The sequence below is a fragment of the Paraburkholderia sp. SUR17 genome (assembly GCF_029536165.1).
In the GTDB taxonomy this organism is placed as follows: Bacteria; Pseudomonadota; Gammaproteobacteria; order Burkholderiales; family Burkholderiaceae; genus Paraburkholderia; species Paraburkholderia kururiensis.
Genome location: NZ_CP120508.1, coordinates 1,185,021 through 1,204,870 on the forward strand (window position 1 = coordinate 1,185,021; position 19,850 = coordinate 1,204,870).

16 protein-coding genes are annotated in these 19,850 nt (G+C 66.0%); 7 read left to right on the forward strand and 9 right to left on the reverse strand.

Annotated features, from left to right (window positions below; genetic code table 11):
- Positions 1-3 precede the first annotated feature (3 nt).
- From iolD to P2869_RS05320, 5 genes are all read right to left on the reverse strand, one after another.
- Positions 4-2,019 carry a 3D-(3,5/4)-trihydroxycyclohexane-1,2-dione acylhydrolase (decyclizing) gene (iolD, locus tag P2869_RS05300; protein ID WP_277597665.1) on the reverse strand — a complete coding sequence of 672 codons (2,016 nt, stop codon included), beginning with the start codon at positions 2,017-2,019 and terminating at the stop codon, positions 4-6.
- A complete protein-coding gene (gene iolC / locus P2869_RS05305; protein ID WP_277597666.1) occupies positions 2,016-4,061 on the reverse strand; it encodes a 5-dehydro-2-deoxygluconokinase in 2,046 nt (681 codons plus the stop codon). The genes iolD and iolC overlap by 4 nt, the downstream gene beginning before the upstream one ends.
- 79 nt (positions 4,062-4,140) lie before the next feature.
- Positions 4,141-4,971: an ATP-binding cassette domain-containing protein gene (locus tag P2869_RS05310; protein ID WP_233411822.1), complete on the reverse strand. Its 831-nt coding sequence runs from the start codon at positions 4,969-4,971 to the stop codon at positions 4,141-4,143.
- 13 nt (positions 4,972-4,984) lie between these two features.
- Positions 4,985-6,148, reverse strand: coding sequence for an ABC transporter permease (locus P2869_RS05315; protein WP_017777731.1), 1,164 nt, complete (start codon positions 6,146-6,148; stop codon positions 4,985-4,987).
- A 144-nt stretch (positions 6,149-6,292) separates the two neighbouring features.
- Complete coding sequence (locus tag P2869_RS05320) at positions 6,293-7,351, reverse strand: sugar ABC transporter substrate-binding protein (RefSeq protein ID WP_277597667.1); 1,059 nt, start codon at positions 7,349-7,351, stop codon at positions 6,293-6,295.
- A 253-nt stretch (positions 7,352-7,604) separates the two neighbouring features.
- Between P2869_RS05320 and P2869_RS05325 the strand changes: the two genes are divergently transcribed.
- The 4 genes from P2869_RS05325 to P2869_RS05340 all read left to right on the forward strand — a co-directional run bounded on the left by P2869_RS05325 (position 7,605) and on the right by P2869_RS05340 (position 10,998).
- Entirely contained in the window at positions 7,605-8,486 is an 882-nt protein-coding gene (locus P2869_RS05325) for a MurR/RpiR family transcriptional regulator (protein WP_017777733.1), read from the forward strand.
- Positions 8,479-9,492 (forward strand): inositol 2-dehydrogenase, encoded by a 1,014-nt coding sequence (gene iolG / locus P2869_RS05330; protein WP_277597668.1) that lies wholly within the window; start codon positions 8,479-8,481, stop codon positions 9,490-9,492. Before P2869_RS05325 ends, iolG begins: the two co-directional genes overlap by 8 nt.
- 40 nt (positions 9,493-9,532) lie before the next feature.
- The gene (locus tag P2869_RS05335; RefSeq protein WP_277597669.1) at positions 9,533-10,582 is read left to right on the forward strand and encodes a Gfo/Idh/MocA family oxidoreductase; all 1,050 of its coding nucleotides are present in this window, start codon (positions 9,533-9,535) and stop codon (positions 10,580-10,582) included.
- A 182-nt stretch (positions 10,583-10,764) separates the two neighbouring features.
- A complete protein-coding gene (locus P2869_RS05340) occupies positions 10,765-10,998 on the forward strand; it encodes a sulfurtransferase TusA family protein (protein WP_017777736.1) in 234 nt (77 codons plus the stop codon).
- A 139-nt stretch (positions 10,999-11,137) separates the two neighbouring features.
- Here P2869_RS05340 and P2869_RS05345 read toward each other — a convergent pair whose 3' ends face one another.
- Positions 11,138-12,241 (reverse strand): cupin-like domain-containing protein, encoded by a 1,104-nt coding sequence (locus P2869_RS05345; protein ID WP_277597670.1) that lies wholly within the window; start codon positions 12,239-12,241, stop codon positions 11,138-11,140.
- 437 nt (positions 12,242-12,678) lie between these two features.
- Between P2869_RS05345 and P2869_RS05350 the strand changes: the two genes are divergently transcribed.
- The 3 genes from P2869_RS05350 to P2869_RS05360 all read left to right on the forward strand — a co-directional run bounded on the left by P2869_RS05350 (position 12,679) and on the right by P2869_RS05360 (position 15,839).
- A complete protein-coding gene (locus tag P2869_RS05350) occupies positions 12,679-14,223 on the forward strand; it encodes a PAS domain-containing methyl-accepting chemotaxis protein (RefSeq protein WP_017777738.1) in 1,545 nt (514 codons plus the stop codon).
- Between the two features lie 114 nt (positions 14,224-14,337).
- Positions 14,338-14,649, forward strand: a complete 312-nt coding sequence (locus P2869_RS05355) for a hypothetical protein (protein ID WP_277597671.1) — start codon at positions 14,338-14,340, stop codon at positions 14,647-14,649.
- 173 nt (positions 14,650-14,822) lie between these two features.
- Positions 14,823-15,839: a cyclic nucleotide-binding domain-containing protein gene (locus P2869_RS05360; RefSeq protein WP_277597672.1), complete on the forward strand. Its 1,017-nt coding sequence runs from the start codon at positions 14,823-14,825 to the stop codon at positions 15,837-15,839.
- 22 nt (positions 15,840-15,861) lie between these two features.
- Here the strand turns inward: P2869_RS05360 and P2869_RS05365 are convergent, their stop codons facing one another.
- The 3 genes from P2869_RS05365 to mgtA form a co-directional block, all read right to left on the reverse strand.
- Positions 15,862-16,200, reverse strand: a complete 339-nt coding sequence (locus P2869_RS05365) for a transposase (RefSeq protein ID WP_277597673.1) — start codon at positions 16,198-16,200, stop codon at positions 15,862-15,864.
- 131 nt (positions 16,201-16,331) lie between these two features.
- Positions 16,332-16,748, reverse strand: a complete 417-nt coding sequence (locus tag P2869_RS05370; RefSeq protein ID WP_277597674.1) for a hypothetical protein — start codon at positions 16,746-16,748, stop codon at positions 16,332-16,334.
- 155 nt (positions 16,749-16,903) lie between these two features.
- Positions 16,904-19,603: a magnesium-translocating P-type ATPase gene (gene mgtA / locus P2869_RS05375; protein ID WP_277597675.1), complete on the reverse strand. Its 2,700-nt coding sequence runs from the start codon at positions 19,601-19,603 to the stop codon at positions 16,904-16,906.
- Positions 19,604-19,850 lie beyond the last annotated feature (247 nt).

Genomic DNA, 19,850 nt, shown 5'->3' on the forward strand with positions numbered 1-19,850 from the left:
GCGTCACGTGGTGCCGTCGTGGCGGTCGCGCGCGGCGATCTGCGCTTCGTACTTCGCGCGCGCCTCGCGCACGGCGCCGCGCTGCGAGACTTCGGGCACCGCCACTTCCCACCACCAGCCGCCGTCGTCCGTGGTGCGGGCCGGGTCGGTGTCGATCACGATCACGTAGGTGCGGTCCGCGGCACGCGCGCGTTGCATTGCGGCCTCGAGCTCACCGACGTTCGCCACGTGCTCCGCGTGCGTGCCGAGCGCGCGCGCATGGGCCGCGAAGTCGATCTGCGGCGCGCCGGCCGGGCCTTGCACGCAGTCGTCGAAGAGGTTGTTGAAGGGCGCGCCGCCGCAGGCCTGCTGAAGGCGGTTGATGCAGCCGTAGCCGCGGTTGTCGAGCACGACGACGATCAGCTTTGCGCCCAGCATGACGGAAGTCGCGAGTTCGCTGTTCATCATGAGGTAGCTGCCGTCGCCCACCATCACGATGACTTCCCGTTTCGGGTGGGCGAGCTTCGCGCCGAGACCGCCCGCGATCTCGTAGCCCATGCACGAGTAGCCGTATTCGACGTGATACGCGCCTGGCCGGCCTGCGCGCCACAGCTTGTGGAGTTCGGCGGGCAGCGTGCCGGCGGCGCAGACCACGATGTCGTCCCCGGGCGAGTTCGCCGCCGAGCGTTGGACGGCGCCGATCACGTCCGCATCGTAGGGCAGCGTGCCCTCGCGCTGGGGCGTGTTCGTGAGACGGCTCACGGTGTCGCGCCATTGCGCGGCAAGCGATCTCGCGTGCTCGCTCCAGTCAGCCGTCGCGCGCCAGCCGGCAAGCCGTGCATCGAGCGTCTCGAGCGCGCGCTTCGCATCGGCCTCTACGACGAGCGCGCCGTGCTTGAGCCCGTCGAACGCATTGGCGTTGATGCCGATGACTTGCGCCTGCGTGAAGAGCGAGTTCGATCCCGTCGTGAAGTCCTGCAGCCGCGTGCCCACGGCGAGCACGCAGTCGGCGTCGCGGGCGAGCGCATTCGCGGCGGGCGAACCGGTCACACCGAGCGCCCCCGCATTGAGCGGATCGTCCCATGCAAGCGCGCTCTTGCCCGCCTGCGTTTCGGCCACCGGGATGCCGTGTGCGTGCGCAAACGCGCGCAGCGCTTCGGCGGCGCCGCTGTAGAGCACGCCGCCGCCGGCCACGATCATCGGCCGTTGCGCGGCGCGCAGCGTGCCGAGCACCGCGTCGATCTCGCTTTCGACCGGCGAGGGCGCGTGGAACGTCACCAGCCGCGGCATGAAGAAATCGACGGGGTAGTCGTAGGCGGCGGCCTGAACGTCCTGCGGCAGCGCGAGCGTGACGGGCCCGCACAGCGCGGCGTCCGTGAGCACGCGCAGCGCGCGCGGCAACGCGGTGAGCAACTGCGCGGGATGCATGATGCGGTCGAAGTAGCGCGAGACGGGCTTGAACGCGTCGTTCGCGGAAATGCCGCCGTCGTGGAAGTCTTCGACTTGCTGCAACACCGGGTCTGGCGCGCGCGACACGAAGATGTCGCCTGGCAGGAGCAGTACCGGCAACCGGTTCACGTGCGCGAGCGCGGCAGCGGTCACGAGATTCGTGGCGCCTGGGCCGATCGACGTCGTCACGGCCATCATGCGGCGGCGCATGTGCGCCTTCGCGTAGGCGATCGCGCTGTGCGCCATGGCCTGCTCGTTATGGGCGCGGAAGGTGGGCAGTTCGTGACGATGCTGATAGAGCGCCTCGCCCATGCCCGCCACGTTGCCGTGACCGAAGATTGCGAACACGCCGCCGAAGAGCGGCTCGGTGCGGCCGCTGCCGTCTTCGGTAGCCACACGCTGGGCCGCGAGATAGCGCACGAGCGCCTGGGCCGCGGTCAAGCGGACCGTGCCGGTTTGTGGCTGTGCGGCCGGCGTTTGCGCTGAGCCGGCGCCTGCAGGCGTTCCCACTGAGCCGGCTACTGCCGGCGTCCCTGCAGCACCGGCTTTGACCGGCGCCTCCTGCGAGGAATGTGCAACGCGTTCGTTCATGCGGCTTTCTCCTCGTGTACCGTGCCCGCGTGGCCAGCGGTGCCCGTGCCCGTGCCTGCGCCTGCGCCGGCTGCGTCGCGCGCCGTGCGCCACGCCGCGATCAGCGTTTCGAACGTGCGGCGCACGCGCGCAATGAGTTCGTCGTCGCCGATGGTGCCTGCGAGCCACGCGTGGCTCGGTTCGTGAAAGATGGTGCGCCCCACCGTGAAGCCGCGGCAGGTGGCCGAGGCGGCCGCCGCGCGGAAGTCCTGCGTGAGTTGCTCGACGGGTGCCGAGAGACCCAGCAGCACCACGCCGCGACAGTACGGATCGCGTTCGGCAACGAGCGCGTCGATGGCGCGCCACTGCGCGGCGTCCATCGGTTCCAGCTTCCACCACTCGGGATAGATGCCCACGTTATAGAGCCGCTTCAGTGCGCGATAAACCGTATCCGGCGCGAGCGGCAGTCCGGCGTGCTTGGGCGGAATCACTTCGAGCAGCAGTTCATGGCCGCTGGCCTGCGTTGCGTCGTAAAGCGCGCGCAATTGCGCTTCCTGTTCGAGCCGCTGTTCGATGGGCTCGTCGGGATGAAACTGCACGAGGCACTTCACCGTGTGCCCGATGGGCCAACTCGCGAGCGTGGTGCCGATGGAGCGGCCATGGTCGAACACGAGCGGCACCGAGCCCGGCAACTCGACGGGGCGACCCACCCACCAGCCGCGTCCGGTCGCGGCATTGAGCGCATCCTGGCCGTAGCGGTCGTCGATCAGCACGCCGATGCGGCCCGCAAGCCCCAGCGCGCTTTCGGTCTGCGCGACCGCTTCCACGAAGAGGCCCTTCAGCGTCGCGATGCGCGATTCGTCCGCGCCCGTTTGCTGCGCGAGGTCGAAGAACTGGTTGCGATGGTCGAACGCGAAGCCGAGCACTTCGTCATGGCGTGTACGCGGCGGCGTAACGCGATGCAGTCGCGCAAGCGTCGTATCGCGGTCGGGACGGCGCATGCGCACGGGGTCGGCGGCTGCGGCCGAGAGAAAGTAGTCGAGTTCCGCGGGCGTGGGCATGGCGGGCGCGCAGCCGTGGCGCGACACGACGAGCGCGCCGCATGCATTCGCGGCTTTCGCGCATGCGTCGAGCGGTTGGTCGCGCAGCCAGCCCGAGAGGAAGCCGGACGCGAACGCGTCGCCCGCGCCCAGCACGTTGAGCACGTCCACTTCGACACCGCTCTGCAACGGCACGTTGTCGAGCGAGGCGGGCACCTTGCCGTCGATCACCTGGCAGCCGAGCGGCCCGCGCTTCACGACGAGCGTGGCCGGCGTCACCGCGCGCACCATCGCGAGCGCATCCACGAGTTCGCTCTTGCCGCCCGCAATGCGGAATTCCTCTTCGGTGCCGATCACGAGATCGAAGAGCGGCAGGATGCGTTGCAGGTGCGCCGTCACGCCTTCGTTCGCGACGAAGCGCGTCTCGCCGTCGGCCTTGCCCGTGAGGCCCCACAGCACGGGCCGATAGTCGATGTCGAGAACCGTGCGCACCTGGTTGCGGCGCGCGTAGTCGAGCGCGCGGCGGCTCGCGCGGTTCACCTGCTCGGTGGAGAAGTGCGTGCCTGTGATGAGCAGCGCTTTCGACGACGCGATGAACGCCTCGTCGAAGTCGTGTTCGTCTACGGCCATGTCCGCGCAGTTCTCGCGATAGAAGATGAGCGGAAACGTGTCGCGATCTTTGAGGCCGAGCAGCACGAGGGCCGTGAGGCGGTCGGCATCGACGCGCACGTGGCTCGTGTCGCAGCCTTCCTTGTCGAGCGTTTCGGTGAGAAAGCGGCCCATGTGGTCGTTGCCCACGCGCGTGAGCATGGCCGAGCGCAGGCCGAGCCGCGCGCAGCCGAACGCGATGTTCGCCGACGAGCCGCCGAGGTACTTCGCGAAGCTCGTCACGTCTTCCAGCCGCGCGCCGACCTGCTGCGCGTACAGGTCGACGGCGAGGCGGCCGAGACAGATGACGTCGCGGCTGCGGCCGGGCGCGAAGCGGCTCGGGCCGTGGGCGCTGGAGTTGCCGGTGAGTGCCATGAGTAAGTCCTGGTGTTCGTAAATCGAGCGTGGTTCAGGCGTGGATCGAGCTTGTATCGAGCGTGAATCGACGTGCGATTCAGATCGTGGCGCCGTCGAGTTCGGCGATCATCTTCTGCATCTCGGCGCCGCCCGCCATCATGTCGAGCACTTCGTCCTTCGTGATGGTGTCTTTCGTGAAGGTGCCCATCGAACGGCCGCGGTTGAGCAGCGTGAACGAATCGCCGATGGGGTAGGCGTGGTGCACGTTGTGCGTGATGAAGATGACCGAGATGCCTTTCGCGCGTGCCTTGTGAATGAGCTTGAGCACGTTGAAGCTCTGCTTCACGCCGAGCGCGGCGGTGGGCTCGTCGAGAATCAGCACGCGCGCGCCGAAGTGAATGGCGCGTGCAATCGCGAGGCATTGACGCTCGCCGCCCGACATCGTGCCGATAGGCTGATGCGGGTCGCGCACGATGATGCCCATTTCAGCGAGCTTTTCGCGCGCGGTGGCGGCGCTCGTCTCCAGGTCCATTACGTTGACGAGGCCGAAGAGTTTCTTCTGCGGCTCGCGTCCCATGAAGAAGTTGCGCGCAACAGAGAGCAGCGGCACCAGCGCGAGGTCCTGGTAGACCGTGGCGATGCCGAGGTCCAGTGCTTCTTTCGGCGACTCGAAGTGCACGGGCTTGCCGTCCACGAGGTATTCGCCGGCGCTGGGTGCGTGCACGCCCGCAAGCGTCTTGATGAGCGTGGACTTGCCCGCGCCGTTGTCGCCCAGCAGGCAATGCACCTCGCCGCGCTTTAAGCGCAGCGTGACGCCGTTGAGCGCAATCACCTTGCCGAAATACTTGCTGACGTTTTCGAGCGCGAGGATGGTGTCGCCGCTGCTGTCGCCCGGCGTGGTGGCTTGCGCCATAGTCGTGTCTGCCATGATCGTCCTCCCGTTACGACTGCGCGACGCGGCGGCGCACATAGTGGTTGAATAGCACGGCCATCAGCAGCATGACGCCAAGGAACACGCGGAACCAGTCGGAGCTCACGTTGGTGTAGGTGATGCCGATCTGCACCACGCCGAAGATCAGCGCGCCGAAGCATGCGCCGATCACCGATCCGTAGCCGCCCGTGAGCAGCGTGCCGCCGATCACTGCCGCGATGATGGCTTCGAATTCCTTCTGGATGCCGCGGTCGGCGGCGGCCGAGCCGATGTCGCACACCTGCAGCACGGCAAAGAGGCACGAGCAGAACGCCGTGAGCACGAAGAGCGAAATCTTCACGCGCCGCACCGGCACGCCGACGTTCTTCGCGGCATTCGCGTCGCCGCCCACGGCGAGAACCCAGTTGCCGTAGCGCGTCTTCGCGAGCACGAACGCGCCCACGGCGGCGAGTGCGAACCACCAGAGAATCACTTTCGGAATGCCGGGCACGAGCGGCTGCCCGTTGTCGAGCAGCGAGCCGACGCCCATGTGCGCGAGCGCCGTGAAGAGCCCCTTGAACGCGACGCCGTGAAAGAGCAGGTTGGTGAGCGGGTCGGCCTTCGCGACGTCGCCCACGCCCGAAACGATGGTGCGGTCCGCGAACATGATCGAGAGCGCGAGAGTCAGGCCGCGCAGGATGAACAGGAACGCGAGCGTGACGATGAACGAGGGCAGGCGCGTGCGCATCACGAGATAGCCGTTCAGCGCGCCGAGCGCCATGGAAGCGGCGAACGCGAACGCGATGGCGAGCCAGATCGGCCAGTGGAAATACATGGTGGGCAGCGCGACCATCATGCCCGCGAAGCCGATCATGGAACCGATGGAAAGATCGAACTCGCCCGCGATCATCAGCAGGCACGCGCCCACGGCCAGAATGCCGAGATACGCGGACACCTGCGACCAGTTCATCACGCCGTCGAGGTTGAACATGCCCGAGCTGCCCGCGCCGATGGCGAATACGGCGAACACGAGCACGGTGCCCGAAATGGCCGCGAACTCGGGGCGGCCCATGAGATGGCCGAACCACGACTCCTTGCGCACGCGCTCGTCCGCCGCGGTCGCGTTGCGCCCCGCGCCGTTATTGGCGGGGCTCTCGTCGACGTGCGAGGGATAAGGTTTGCCGGCTACGCCCATGATGTCTCCTTGAAGCCCGGCCGCCATGCCGCACGCCCTGCGCCGGGCAGGCGCGCGTGCGGATGGCGAAACCGGTGACTGACAGAACGAATCAACAACCAGAACGAAACAACCACGAATCAACAACGAGTCAGCCGCGCGCCATCAGCGGTATTGGCCCGCGTACTTGATGACCTTGTCGAGGTTGGCCTTCGTGATGAAGCCTGGGCCCGAACGGATGTTCTTCGGCCCATACGACGGCTCCAGCCCGTACGTCTGCAGGCGCGCCTGGAACTTCGGATTGGCCTGCAGCGCCTTGCGGATGGCGGCCGGGTCGGTGGTGTGTTCCTTCTTCGCGATGGCGAGCACGGCGACCGGCAGATAGCCCTGCAGATACGGCTGCTGGTCGATGGCGAACTGGATCGTGCCGGCCTGAATGGCCTTGGCGATGTCGTCGGAGAAGTCGAACGTGCAGAAGAACACCTTGCCCGCCAGACCCATCTGCTGGAGCGCCTTGAGCGTGGCGGCAGCCGGCACCGGGCCGAGCGTGAGCACGGCGCCCGTGTTCGGATGGTTGCGCAGATAGGCGCTCACCTTCGACTGAATTTCGGTCGGGTCCTGGCCGGAGTCGATGGTGGAGGTCTTGTAGTCCACGCCGAGCGCATCGGCAAAGCCGCGGCAGCGTTCGAACGACACGGCGTTGGTCGCGAAGTGGTTCACGCACAGGAAGCTCTTCACGCCCGCGGCCTTGGCCTTCTCGCCGGCGGCCTTGCCCGCCACGTATTCGGGCTGGCCGATGTGCATGATGGCGCCCAGTCTTGCGCTCTGCTCTTCGGTGCCCGAGTTGATCGTGACGAGCGGAATCTTCTTTTCCGTGACCTTCGAGATGGAACTCTTGAGCACGTCGTAGTCGGCGATGGTGGTGATCACGCCGTCGTAGTTGCGCGCTGCGGCCTGCTCGATGAGGCGCGCCATGTCGGCGATGTCGCCGTTGGGCGGATTGCGGTAGTCGGTCTCTACGTTGAAGTCTTCGTCGGCCTGCTTGATGGCGTTTTTGATGGTGTTCCACCACGAGTCCGAATCCGGCGCGTGGCTGATCAGAACGAAGTGCGCGTCGGCCGCGTAAGCGGTGGACGCCGTGCCCAGCGTGGTGGCGAGGCCGGCCGCCAGCGTCAATGCGGCAGCCAGCATCCTGAGCGTTGCCTTGCCCTTGCGATGTGTCATTGTCTCCACCTATCTCGATCTTTCGTTTTTAGGGAATGAGCGAGCGTGCCGGCCCACTGTGAATGCATGGCAAGCGCGCCGGGGCCATCGCTCACGAACAAGATTAGGTCATCTCGCGGCGTGGTGCAACGGAAATTTCATTGCAAATAAAAATGGAAAATCTGTTCCATTCATGAGGTGGCGTGCCTATAATCGCCCCCAACGACGAGGCGCCGTACGCTGCGGCGCTGCACCAATGGAAACGGGTAGAACCATGAGCGAAGAGAGCACCGAAGCGCTGCCGAGCGTCGAGGAACTGATGCAGCGCATCGCGGAAAACTACGAGTCGCTGCCGCGGCAGTTGAAGAGCGTGGCGACTTACATCGAGCAGCATCGCGCGAGCGTGATGGTGGATCGCACGAGCGACATCGCGGCGAGCTGCGGCGTGCATCCCTCGGCCGTGGTGCGCTTCGCGCAGCGCTTCGGCTTCTCGGGTTTTTCCGATCTGCAGGCCGTGTTCCGCCAGGCCTATACGAACCAGGGCGTTTCAGCGACGAGCTATCAGCAGCGCATTCGCAAGCTGATCGACGAGAAGCCGGGGCGGGTGTCGGGCGGGTCGGTGGCGCGCGAGTTCATCAGCGCGTGCCGCAGCGGTCTGGACGAACTCGAAGCGGGTCTCGACAACGCGCAGTTCGACGCCGCCGTGAAAATGCTCCAGCAGGCCGAAAACATCTATGTGGTGGGCGTGCGCCGCTCGTTCCCGGTGGCGAGCTACATCGTCTACGCACTGCAGCACACGCCCAAGCGCGTGCATCTGGTGTCGGGCTTCGGCGGCATGTACCGCGAACAGATTCGCAGCGTGCGCAAGGGCGACGTGGTGATCGCCATCAGCTTTGCGCCCTACGGCAAGGAAACGCAGTACTGCCTGCGCGTGGCCCAGCATCACCAGGCGAAGACGCTCGTGATTACCGATAGCCAGCTTTCGCCGCTCGCGCGTTACGCGAGCGCGCAACTGTACGTGAAGGAGGGCAGCGCGTTCGCCTTCCGCTCACTGACCAGCACGATCTGCCTGTGCCAGGCGCTCTTCATCGCGCTCGCGTACAAGCTCGAATTGAACGTAGAAGAATCGAAAGACACTGGAGGATACGATGACTGAAACAGCAGGCGGCAAGACGCTCGACGTCGCGGTGTTCGGCGCAGGCCGCATCGGACGCATTCACGCGGCCAATCTCGCGCGTCAGCCGGGTGTGCGGCTCAAGTACGTGGTGGACGTGAACCGCGAGGCGGCCGCCGCGCTCGCGGCGCAGCACGGCGCGCAGGTGGCCGACGTGGACGGCGCGATGGGCGATGCGTTGATTGCGGCCACCGTGATCTGTTCGAGCACGGACACGCATGCGGACCTCATCCTGAAATCCGCGGCGGCGAAGAAGCATGTGTTCTGCGAGAAGCCCGTGGACCTCGCGATCGAACGTGCGCGCGAATGCGCGGACGCGGTGGCGCGTGCAGGCGTGGTCTGCATGATCGGGTTTCAGCGGCGCTTCGATCCGACGTTTGCCGCTGTGAAGGCGCGCATCGATGCAGGCGAAATCGGCACGCCGGAAATGCTCGTCGTGACGAGCCGCGATCCGGGCGCGCCGCCCGTGGAGTACATCAAGCACTCGGGCGGCATCTTCAAGGACATGCTGATCCACGACTTCGACATCTTCCGCTGGATTCTGGACGACGAAGCCGCCACCGTGCATGCCACGGGCAGCTGTCTTACGGACCCCGCGATTGCCGAGGCCGGCGACATCGATTCGACCGCGGTCACGATCCGCACGAAGCGCGGGCGGCTTTGCCAGATCAACACCGCGCGGCGTGCCGCGTACGGCTACGACCAGCGCTTCGAAGTGCTGGGCAGCGAGGGCATGCTCCAGGCGGGCAACGTGCGGCCCACGGAGGTGGTGGCATGGTCGAAGCGTGCCGTCGCCATCGACGTGCCGGAGGCCTTCTTCCTCGAACGCTATCGGGCAGCCTATGCCGACGAAATCGCGCATTTCTTCGCCGCGGTGACCGAAGGCAAGCCGGTGCGCACCACGGTGGCAGACGGTCTGAAGGCGCTCGAACTGGCCGAGGCCGCCACGCAGTCGTGGCGCGAAGGTCGCATCGTGCAGATGGGCTGAGGCGCGTTCGTTCACAGAGAGGATCGAGGAGACACGACTGATGGCGACAACAGCCAACATCACCGCTTCAGGTCCGCTGCGCATTGGCGTGGTGGGGCTCGGGCGGCTCGGGCGGCGCCATGCCGAAAATCTCGCGTTCCGCGTGCCGGGCGCGGCGCTCGCTGCGGCGTGCAGTCCGCTCGCCGAGGAATGCGCGTGGGCGCGCGAGCGTTTTGCCGCCACGCGCGTCTACGACGACTACGCGGCGTTGCTTGCCGACGACGCTGTAGACGCCGTGTGGCTCGTCACGCCGTCTTCGCTGCACGCGCAGCAGATCGTCGATGCGTTGCATGCGGGCAAGCACGTGTTCTGCGAGAAGCCGCTTTCGCTCGACGTGGCCGAATGCGAACGCGTGCTCGGCGTGGCCGCGCGCTATCCGCATCTCAAGGTGACCATCGGCTTCATGCGCCGTTTCGATCCGAGCTATCGCGACGCGTTCGGCAAGGTGCAGGCGGGCGCGATTGGCCGCCCGTTCCTCGTGCGCTCGCAGACCTGCGACCAGAACGACCCCGAAGGCTTCTTCGTGCGTTTCGCGCCCACCTCGGGCGGCATCTTTCTGGACTGCACCGTGCACGACATCGACGTGGCGCGCTGGCTGCTCGGCTTTCCGCGCGCCAAACGCGTCTACGCGAGCGGCACGATCGCGCTGCACGAGGGACTGCGCGCAGCAGGCGATGTGGATAACGGCGTGGCCATCTGCGAATTCGAAGGCGGGCAGCTTGCGGTGTTCTACGCGTCGCGCACCATGGCGCACGGCAACGATACGTCGTCGGAGGTGATCGGCCCGGCGGGCGCGCTCACGGTGGGGCGCAATCCTCGCGCGAATCGCGTGGAGATTTACGACGGTACCGGCATTCGCAACGAATGCACGCCGACCTTCGTCGACCGCTTCGAAGAGGCGTTCCTGTGCGAGGCGCAGGCGTTCGTCGCCGCCGTGACGAACGGCGAGCAGGCGGGCGCCACGCTCGCGGACGCGCTGGAGGCAACGCGCATCGGCAGCGCGCTGCGCCGTTCGCTCGAAACCGGCGAGGCGGTGACGTTGCAGGCGTGAGGTGGGAAGTCGGGGCGGAGTTGGGCGTGATGCATCGCGCGCACGCTTTGTGTCCCGGCGCACGACGGCATGTGGCTGCGGCAGCCTGCGCAGCGGTGCGCAGCGTTGCGAGAGCGGCTGCGGTAAAATCCGGCCTTCTACGAGCGCGCCGCTGGCGCGCCTCTCCCGAAGGTCGAACACCGATGCAAACTCAGGTTCACAAGGAAGTGGATGCGCGCGGACTCAACTGTCCGCTGCCCATCCTGCGCGCCAAGAAGGCGCTGGCCGACATGCAAAGCGGGCAGATTCTGAAGGTGCTCGCCACCGATCCGGGCTCGCAACGCGACTTCGCCGCCTTCGCGAAGCAGACGGGCAACGAGATCGTGGAAAGCTCGGTGGAAGACAAGACCTTCGTGTTTCTGATGCGGCGGCGCTAGGCGGCCGCTGTTTCTGTTTCAGGCCGGTCGTGAAGCGGTGGATGACCGGTTTCTCCTCCTGCTGTGAGCCGCTCCTGCCGGTTTTTATCCGGCTTTCCGTTTCGCCCCCCCCCCGCAGCTTTTCACGGCGCTTCCGCCATCACACGAGGGACCGCAGTCGCGTGATCCTGTCGTCGCTCAATACGCGGCTCACCGAAAGCACGTCGTCCACCGCCCATACGCAGTGAAACCAGCCCGTCGGCACGATCAGCAGATCGCCCGGCGCCAGTAGCACGTCGACACCCTGTGCCTCGGCAAAGCGCGGGTGCCGCTCGAAGTCGGGCGCGTCGACGTCCACGGCGCAGGGGCGGTAGCTGTTGAACGCATCGAGCGCGTAGAGCGCGCGTTCCTGGCTCGGACCATAGAGCCGCACGCGCTTGCGTCCCAGCACCTGCGCGAGAAACGAGTTGCCGAGATCGCAATGCAGGCGCGTGACCGCTTGCGCGCAGCGCCGGCCGGCCCACAGCTGCCCGGGGCCGAGTGCGTCGCGGGGCACGAGCGGCATTGCGAAGCGTGCTTCCCAGTCGGGCGGCAGCAGGCAGCCTTCGGTGTACGAAGTGGTGTTCGATGCTGCGGTGGCCGAAAACGCGTCGATCAGCGCGCTCACGCACACGTGACGGCCTTCTCCCGAGACGATGGGCAGTACCGTCTCGCCTTCACGCGCGTGCCAGTCGGCGGCGGTCCATTGCGTCTCGGGCCAGTCGAGCACGCCGGCGAGATGCAGCGGCGTGCTCGATTGCAGCGCGCTCACCACGTGCCCGAGCAGCTCACGCGAGGCGCCGTCGTGTAGAGAGAGGCGCGGCACCGTCTGTATCGACTCCGGCGCGTGTGCACGGGCTCGTGCGAGCGCGGCGCGCTGCGTGGCATCGGGCCGCTTGAGCAATTGAATCCAGTACGCCGTAATCCGGCTCGCTCCCGTGATGCGCGCGCCGCCCATGGTGAGACTTTGCGCGCTGCGCAGATCGAACGACGTGGGGTGCGCCAGCACGTGTTCGATCAGCGCGCGCGACAACGTCAGCGTGCACATGGCGGGCGGCTGCAGACTGCCTTCGTACAGCGCAACCAATTGCACGGCGGTGCCCATCACGAAGCGCCAGGGCGCGTGCTCGTGGTCGCTCACGATCAGATCGAGCGTGGACGTCTGTGCCGGCGCGATGTAGTGCTCGGCAAGGCGTTCGGTGAGCCGTTCGATCGTCTGGCTCATCGAGGCAGACATCGAGGCAGAGGTGTCGGGCGATGGCGTGGCGAGTGGTGTTTCAGCAGACATAAGTTTCAGCAGACGTAAGGCCCAGGCGAAGGGTGTCGGATGAACGCCGGGCTGGCGCTTTGCGCGCTCCGAATCTTTTTACCCGCTTCACAGCGGCGCAACGGCGGACCGTGCGACGGCACGTGCGGCGACACGAAGCGATCCACGCTGCGCATCATGATGCGATGTGCATGGCGAGAGCCTCGCCCCACAAGCGCGGGCTCTTCCTGCGGGGCAAGAATGCAAGCCCTGTTCAGCTCGCGCTGACGTGTGAAGACACCGTGGCGCGCGCCGCGCCACGGTGAAATCTGTCTGCATCGCGACACGTCTGCACTTCAGGAATGCTCACTGGCTGACGATAAATAGCGAACACGTAATTCGCTTCAGGGGGCGTCATGCGAAACAATCAGCCTGTCACGCAGCACGAATTTGAATTTCCCGACAACGCCACGCTGATGTCCACCACGGACACGCAGAGCTACATCACCTACGCCAACGCGGCGTTCATTCAGGTCAGCGGATTTTCCGAGGAAGAAATTCAGGGCCAGCCACACAACATCGTGCGCCACCCCGACATGCCGCAAGAAGCGTTCGCCGACATGTGGGCCACGCTGAAGGGCGGCGAACCGTGGACGGCGCTCGTGAAGAACCGTCGCAAGAACGGCGACCATTACTGGGTGCGGGCCAATGCGATACCGGTGGTGCGCAACGGACAGGCCGCGGGCTATATGTCCGTACGAACCAAGGCGACGCGCGAGGAAATCGCCGCGGCGGAGTCGCTCTATCGTGACTTCCGCGAGGGCAAGGCCGGCAACCAGCGCTTTCACAAGGGGCTGATCGTGCGCCGCGGCCTGATGGGCTGGACTTCGCTGCTGAAGACAATGCCTGTGCGCTGGCGCATCCGGTCCGCGCTGCTCGTCATGCTGCCGGCGATGGTCGCGGCGGCGTGGCAACTCGGCTTGACGGGCGGCGCGCTGGGCGGCTTTGCGGCGCTGATGGCGCTCGCTTCGTTCATGGCCACGTGGTGGCTCGAATCGCAGATCTCGCGGCCGCTCGAGCAGGTGCTCGCCCAGGCGCTGCGCGTGGCCACGGGCGAAAGCCAGAACGTGGTTCACATGGACCGGGTCGACGAAATCGGCATGACGCTGCGCACCATCAGCCAGCTCGGCCTCATGTTCCGCTGGCTCATCGGCGACGTGAGCGAGCAGGTCATCAACGTGCAGCGCGCGAGCGACGAGATCGCGCAGGGCAACACCGATCTGAGCAAGCGCACCGAGCAAGCGGCCTTCAGCGTGCAGCAGACCGCGGCATCGATGGCGCAGATGACGTCCACCGTGAAGAGCAATGCCGAAACGGCGCTGCAGGCCAACACGCTGTCGGGTTCGGCGAGCAGCACGGCCGCGAAGGGCGGACGTGCAGTATCCGAAGTCGTGCACACCATGAACGAGATCACCGAGAGTTCGCGGCGCATTGCGGACATCATCGGCGTGATCGACGGCATCGCGTTCCAGACCAACATCCTTGCGCTCAACGCCGCGGTGGAGGCGGCGCGCGCCGGTGAGCAGGGGCGCGGCTTCGCGGTGGTGGCGGGCGAGGTGCGCGGGCTCGCGCAGCGCAGCGCGAACGCGGCGCGCGAGATCAAAGACCTGATCGGCGCGAGCGTGGAGCGCGTGGCGTCGGGCGCGCGGCTCGTGGACGACGCGGGCACGACGATGGACGAGATCGTCGCGCAGGTCAAACGCGTGTCGGACCTCATCGCCGAAATTCGCGCGGCTACCGAAGAGCAGAGCAGCGGCGTGACGCAAGTGGACGCGGCGGTGGGCGAACTGGACCGCATTACGCAGCAGAACGCGGCGCTCGTCGAAGAGAGCACGGCGGCATCGGAGAGCCTCAAGCAACAGGCCACGCGTCTTGTCGATGCCGTGAGCGTATTTCGTTGAGGCACGCCGCCCGAGGCCGCGGTGTGTCCGCAGCCTGGCTGATACAGATCAACACGCCTACCGTTTGCGTATGGCAATTGTCTCGTGGTCATTCACGGCGTGGGCGAGGGCGCCATGACCAATCCGCATACCATTCGGCTGCCTGGCGCCTTGCGCGACGGACGCGAGACGGTCGATGTCGCCGCACCGCTCGACGACGAACAGTTCGCCTCCCGCCAGGTGGCGTTTCTGCAAGCGGTGTACGGCTACGCCGACTATCTGCGCAGCTGTGCGCGGCCCATGCCCGTGGCCGATGCGTTCCTGTGCGCGATCGTGAATCTGCTCGAAGGCATCGCGCTCAACGATACGAGCGAGAGCGCGGTCTGCCGCGAGCAGCTCGTGCGCGTCATGGCGGCGCTGTCCGCGCAGGCGGCGTCAGGCCGCTGAAGGCGGCGGACAGGGCCGCGACGGCTGTCACAGTTGTGCTATAAAGGGTGCGCCTTCGACCGGATCCGGTCACCTCGTCTGGTTACCTTACCCGGTTACTTCATCGACATGCCGTAGCGCTGCCATGCCGTCCATGTCGAGTTCTCTGGACGCCAATTCAGGTCAATAACACTGTGCGCGACTGGTACGCATTGTTCGACGACGTCAAAACGCGGGGCCGCTTCGCAAGCGACGCCCAGCTTGCAGAAGCACTCCATCTTACTCGTGCGCAGATATCGGCCTGGCGCAATGGTAAAAGCGATCTCGGCACCCTCGTCAAGCTTCGCATTCTCGACGTACTCGGCCACAGCGACGTGCGCTCTGCCGTGCTGAGCCTGCTGCCCGAAAGAAACCGCGACACGCTGATCCAGGAACACCTCGCGCTTGTGCGACGCGTCGCGGAGCATGCGGCAGCAGGTGCCGGCACAAATGGCGGTTCGCGCACGGCACATGCGTCGACGCCCGGCAACCGGCTGCTCGCCGCACTCTCGCCGCGCGAGCGCGAGCGCCTCGAACCGCATCTCGCACCGGTGGCGATGCCGCTCGGCCAGGTCGTGTTCCGGCAAGGCGAGCCGCTCACCAACGTGTATCTGCCGACCACCGCAATCGTCGCGATCTTTCATGCCACGGCGGACCGCGCCCCGCTCGGCGTGGCAGTGGTGGGCAACGAAGGGCTGCTGGGCCTTTCCGCCTGCATCGGCGAGCCGCATGCCGCAAGGCGCGCCGTCGTGCAAGGCGCCGGCGAGGCGTTCCGGTTGAGCGTCGAAGTGGCGCGCCGCGAGTTCGCTCTGGCAGGTGCGTTTCAGCGGGTGATGCTGCGCTATACCCAGGCCCTCATGGCGCAGATGGCGCAGATTGCCTTGTGCGTCCACCACCACACGCCGCGTCAGCAGATGTGCCGCTGGCTGTTGCAGACGCTCGCCCGCCAGGATTCCGACGAAGTCCGTTTCAGCCAGAGGGTGTTTCCGGACGTGCTCGGTGCGCACGCGGCGCAGGCGCTCGACGAACTGAAGTCGCTCGAAGCGAGCGGCGCGCTGCGTTGCCGTCCAGGATCCATTCGCGTGCTCGATCGCGCCGCGATCGAAGCGGCCGCGTGCGAATGCCATGCCGTGCTCGAAAGGGAGTACGACCGCATCTTCGGGGCAAGCTGACCGGGCGCGGGGACGGCCCGCGTCAGTCCCCGGCGTGCGCTACGTCGGCGCGCATCGTGTCCCAGCCGAGCGCCCGCACCACCTGGTCGACGAGGCCGCTTCGGCGCCACGCCACGAACCGGTTGTAGCAGGTCTGCTGCGCCGGGTAGCAGGACGGCAGCCGGTGCCATTTCTCACCGCTCGTCATGACCCAGAAGACAGCATCGAGCACGGCCCGGTCGGGGCATTTTCGCCGGCCGCCGTGTTTCGTCTCGTCGCTCGAGAACAGATGGGCGACCTGCATCCATTGTTCGTCCGATACCCGGCGCTCCGGCGCCGAGAGGCGAAAAGCCGTGACCCCCAGACCGATCTCGTGATGCATGGCAACCCCCTCGTATTCCAGTTCCGTGGGAACTGGTGTTGTCGTTCTGCATGCGCCTGTCGATGAATGCGTTCTCTCGTGTTGCGGACGGTTCTTCTTCGCGGGCCGCGTTGTGGCGCGGAGCCGCTGCATCAGCCCGAGGCTGCTTTCCACGGGCCGCCTGTGAAGGCCAGGTCGATGATCTGTTGCAGCCGGGCGAGGCCGATTTCGGTTTCGTCAGGTGAATTGAGTTCGAGCGCTTCCAGCAGATTGACGATGCAGGAAACAATGAGGTCGGCGACGGGGGTTTCGCGTCCGCATCCGCGCAAATGGTGCGCGCGACGCAAGAGCAGGCAGATCAGTTCGACCTGCTTCCCGAGGAATTGCGCCTCGTCTTGCCCGTCGGCGTCGCCCGGGCCACATTCGTGTCCGCGCAGCGCGACCGGTAACAGGAACCTGTCGTTCATGTCATATGTCCTGGAAACCCCGCCTGGATCCTGCAAGCCTCGCCCCGAAACCCCTTTGCTCCGGTTCGCGAGCGCGTATGCCGGGTTCGGCGCGGCGCTCATTGTCAAATTTATTTGACGTATAGCGTCGCTATTTTTCCTGCCGATTGGAATCGGCGTCAAGTAAATTTGACGGAAAGCGAGGCAAGGTGTGGCGAGAGGCGGCGGCGCCGGCTATACGGTTCGAGGGGCGTTCAGCCGGGTAATCGTTTGCCCGGTCATCCCAACCCGACCCGCCGCACGAACCACGTCTTCACGACGTGGGTGAGCGCCGCGTAGGCGAGCAGGATCAGCACCAGCGCCGGCCAGTACGTCGCCGGCAGCCGCGTGAAGCCCAGCACGTGCCCAAGCCAGGTGAACGGAATTGCGATGCCCACCACGGCGATGATCGCGCTCGTCGCCATCAGCGCGCCGCTTGCACGGCTTTCGAAGAACGGCACTTTCGCGGTGCGGATGATGTGGATGATCAGCGTCTGCGTGAGGAGCGACTCCACGAACCAGCCGGTCTGGAACAGCGGCGCATTGTTCCATGCGTGGAAGACGTTGAGCATCAGGAAGTAGGTGACGTAGTCGAAGATGGAGCTGATCGGGCCTATCAGCAGCATGAACTTCATGATGTTGACGATATCCCAGTGGCGCGGCACGGCGAGGTATTCGGCATCGACGTTGTCGGTAGGAATCGCGGTTTGCGAGAAGTCGTAGAGCAGATTGTTGGTGAGCACCTGGATGGGCGCCATGGGCAGGAACGGCAGCAGGATGCTTGCGCCCAGCACGCTGAACATGTTGCCGAAGTTCGAGCTCGCGCCCATCTTGATGTACTTCGTGATGTTGCCGAACACCTTGCGGCCTTCCATCACGCCGTCGCCCAGCACGGCGAGGCTCTTTTCGAGCAGGATGATGTCGGCGGAATCTTTGGCGATGTCTACGGCGCTGTCCACCGATACGCCCACGTCCGAGGTCTTCAGCGCCGGCCCGTCGTTGATACCGTCGCCGAGAAAACCCACCACGTGGCCTTTGCGATGCAGCGCGTCGACGATTGCCGCCTTCTGCGCCGGCGACACCTTCGCGAAGACCGAGGCGCGCTCAGCGAGCGCGGCGAGTTCGTCGGGCGTGCAGTTCTCCAGTTGCTTGCCGAGCACGATGGTGCTCGCGTCGATGCCCACTTCGCGGCAGATCTTGCGCGTGACGATGTCGTTGTCGCCGGTGAGAATTTTCACGGCGACGCCGCTCGCCTTGAGCGCGCGAATCGCCGCCGCCGCGGTTTCTTTCGGCGGATCGAGAAACGCGATGTAGCCGAGCAGCGTGAGGTCCTGCTCGTCCTTCACCGAATACGCCGACTGTTGCGGCGGCATCTCCTTGTAGGCGACCGCGACGACGCGAAAGCCGTCGGCGTTGAGCGCGTCCGTGGTTTGCTTGGCGGCCACGAAATGGCTTTCGTCGAGCGTGCCGATGTCGCCGTCCACCGCGTAGCGGCTGCACACCGAAAAAATCTCTTCCACCGCGCCCTTGCAGATCAGCAGATGCGTGCCGTCGTCGCGCGCGAGCACCACGGACATGCGGCGGCGCTCGAAGTCGAACGGCATTTCGTCGATCTTCGTGTATTGCTCGTGCGCCTTCAGCTGCTCGTGCAGTTCGACGTGTTTGAGCACGGCCACGTCGAGCAGATTCTTGAGGCCCGATTGATGCGTGCTGTTGAGGTAGGCGTATTCGAGCACGCGGTCGGAGTCGTTGCCGTGAATGTCGAGATGGCGCTTGAGGATGATGCGGTCCTGCGTGAGCGTGCCGGTCTTGTCGGTGCAGAGCACGTCCATGGCGCCGAAATTCTGGATCGCATTGAGCCGCTTCACGATCACCTTCTTGCGCGACATCGCGATGGCGCCCTTGGCCAGATTGACGGTCACGATCATGGGCAGCATCTCGGGCGTGAGCCCTACGGCCACGGCGACCGCGAACAGCAGTGCCTCGAACCAGTTGCCTTTGGTCAGCCCGTTGATGAGGAACACGAGCGGCACCATCACCGCGATGAAGCCCATCATGAGCCACGTAAAGCGCGCAATGCCCTGGTCGAAGCTCGTGAGCACGCGCTGCCCCGCGATCATGTCCGCCACGTTGCCGAACGCGGTGCGCCCGCCAGTGAGAATCACGACGCCGCAGCCCACACCACTCACCACTGCGCTGCCCATGAAGCAGATGTCCGGCAGCTCGAAGTGCGAGTCGGCGCCGTGCGTGCCGGTGGCGGGCGCCTTTTCGACCGGCATGGCTTCGCCCGTCAGCGCGGATTGATTCACGAACAGATCGCGCGCGGAAATGAGCCGCAGGTCGGCGGGGATCATGTCGCCGGCCGAAAGCATGACGATGTCGCCCGGCACGATCTGTTCGATAGGAATTTCGATCGTGGTCGCACTGTGTTCGCTCACGCCTGCGGCGTGTTCGCATCCACCCGCGGCGTTACGCCGGCGCACCGTGGCGGTGGTGTGCACCATGCGGCGCAGCGCTTCGGCGGCGCGATTCGAGCGGTGCTCCTGCACGAAGCCGAGCGAAACGCTGAGTACGACCATCACGGAAATCATGAGCGCGGCGCGCGGATCACCGAGGAACCACGACGCGGCGGCGAGCGAGAGCAGCAGGAGGTTCAGCGAATTGGCGGCTCGCGCGGCCAGCTCGCGAACCATGGTGTGCCGCGCCTCGCGAGCGACCTGATTGGGACCGACCGTGCGCAGGCGCTGCACAGCGTCGTCGGCGTCGAGGCCAGCGGCGCAGGTGCCGAGCCGCTGCATGACTTCGTCGGGCGACAGGCGCGCGAACTGCTCGAGCGTGCCCTGCGTGGCCGTGGGAACGTGCGAGCCGCCGCGCGGCGAGCGCCGCAGCCGGTCCAGAATGGGAGAAAGGAACCGCGCCTTGCCGTCCGGAAGCATCATGATCGGATTCAGAAGTGAGCCGGACACCAGCGTGTTACGACGCCTGAATGGCGGCCCGGCATCGCTTGCCTTCGTCGCGCAACGCCAGCCGAAGACGACGAGCCGGTGGGGCAGATGTTCGCACCCGCGGACGGTGGCGGATTGATGTGAGTCAAGCAGGGGCGGGGCGGACGCTTGTGTCACGGAGGCGTCATGCGGGGCCTGGCGGCGGACTCCTGAAAATGGCCCCTGAAACAAAAAGCGCTGC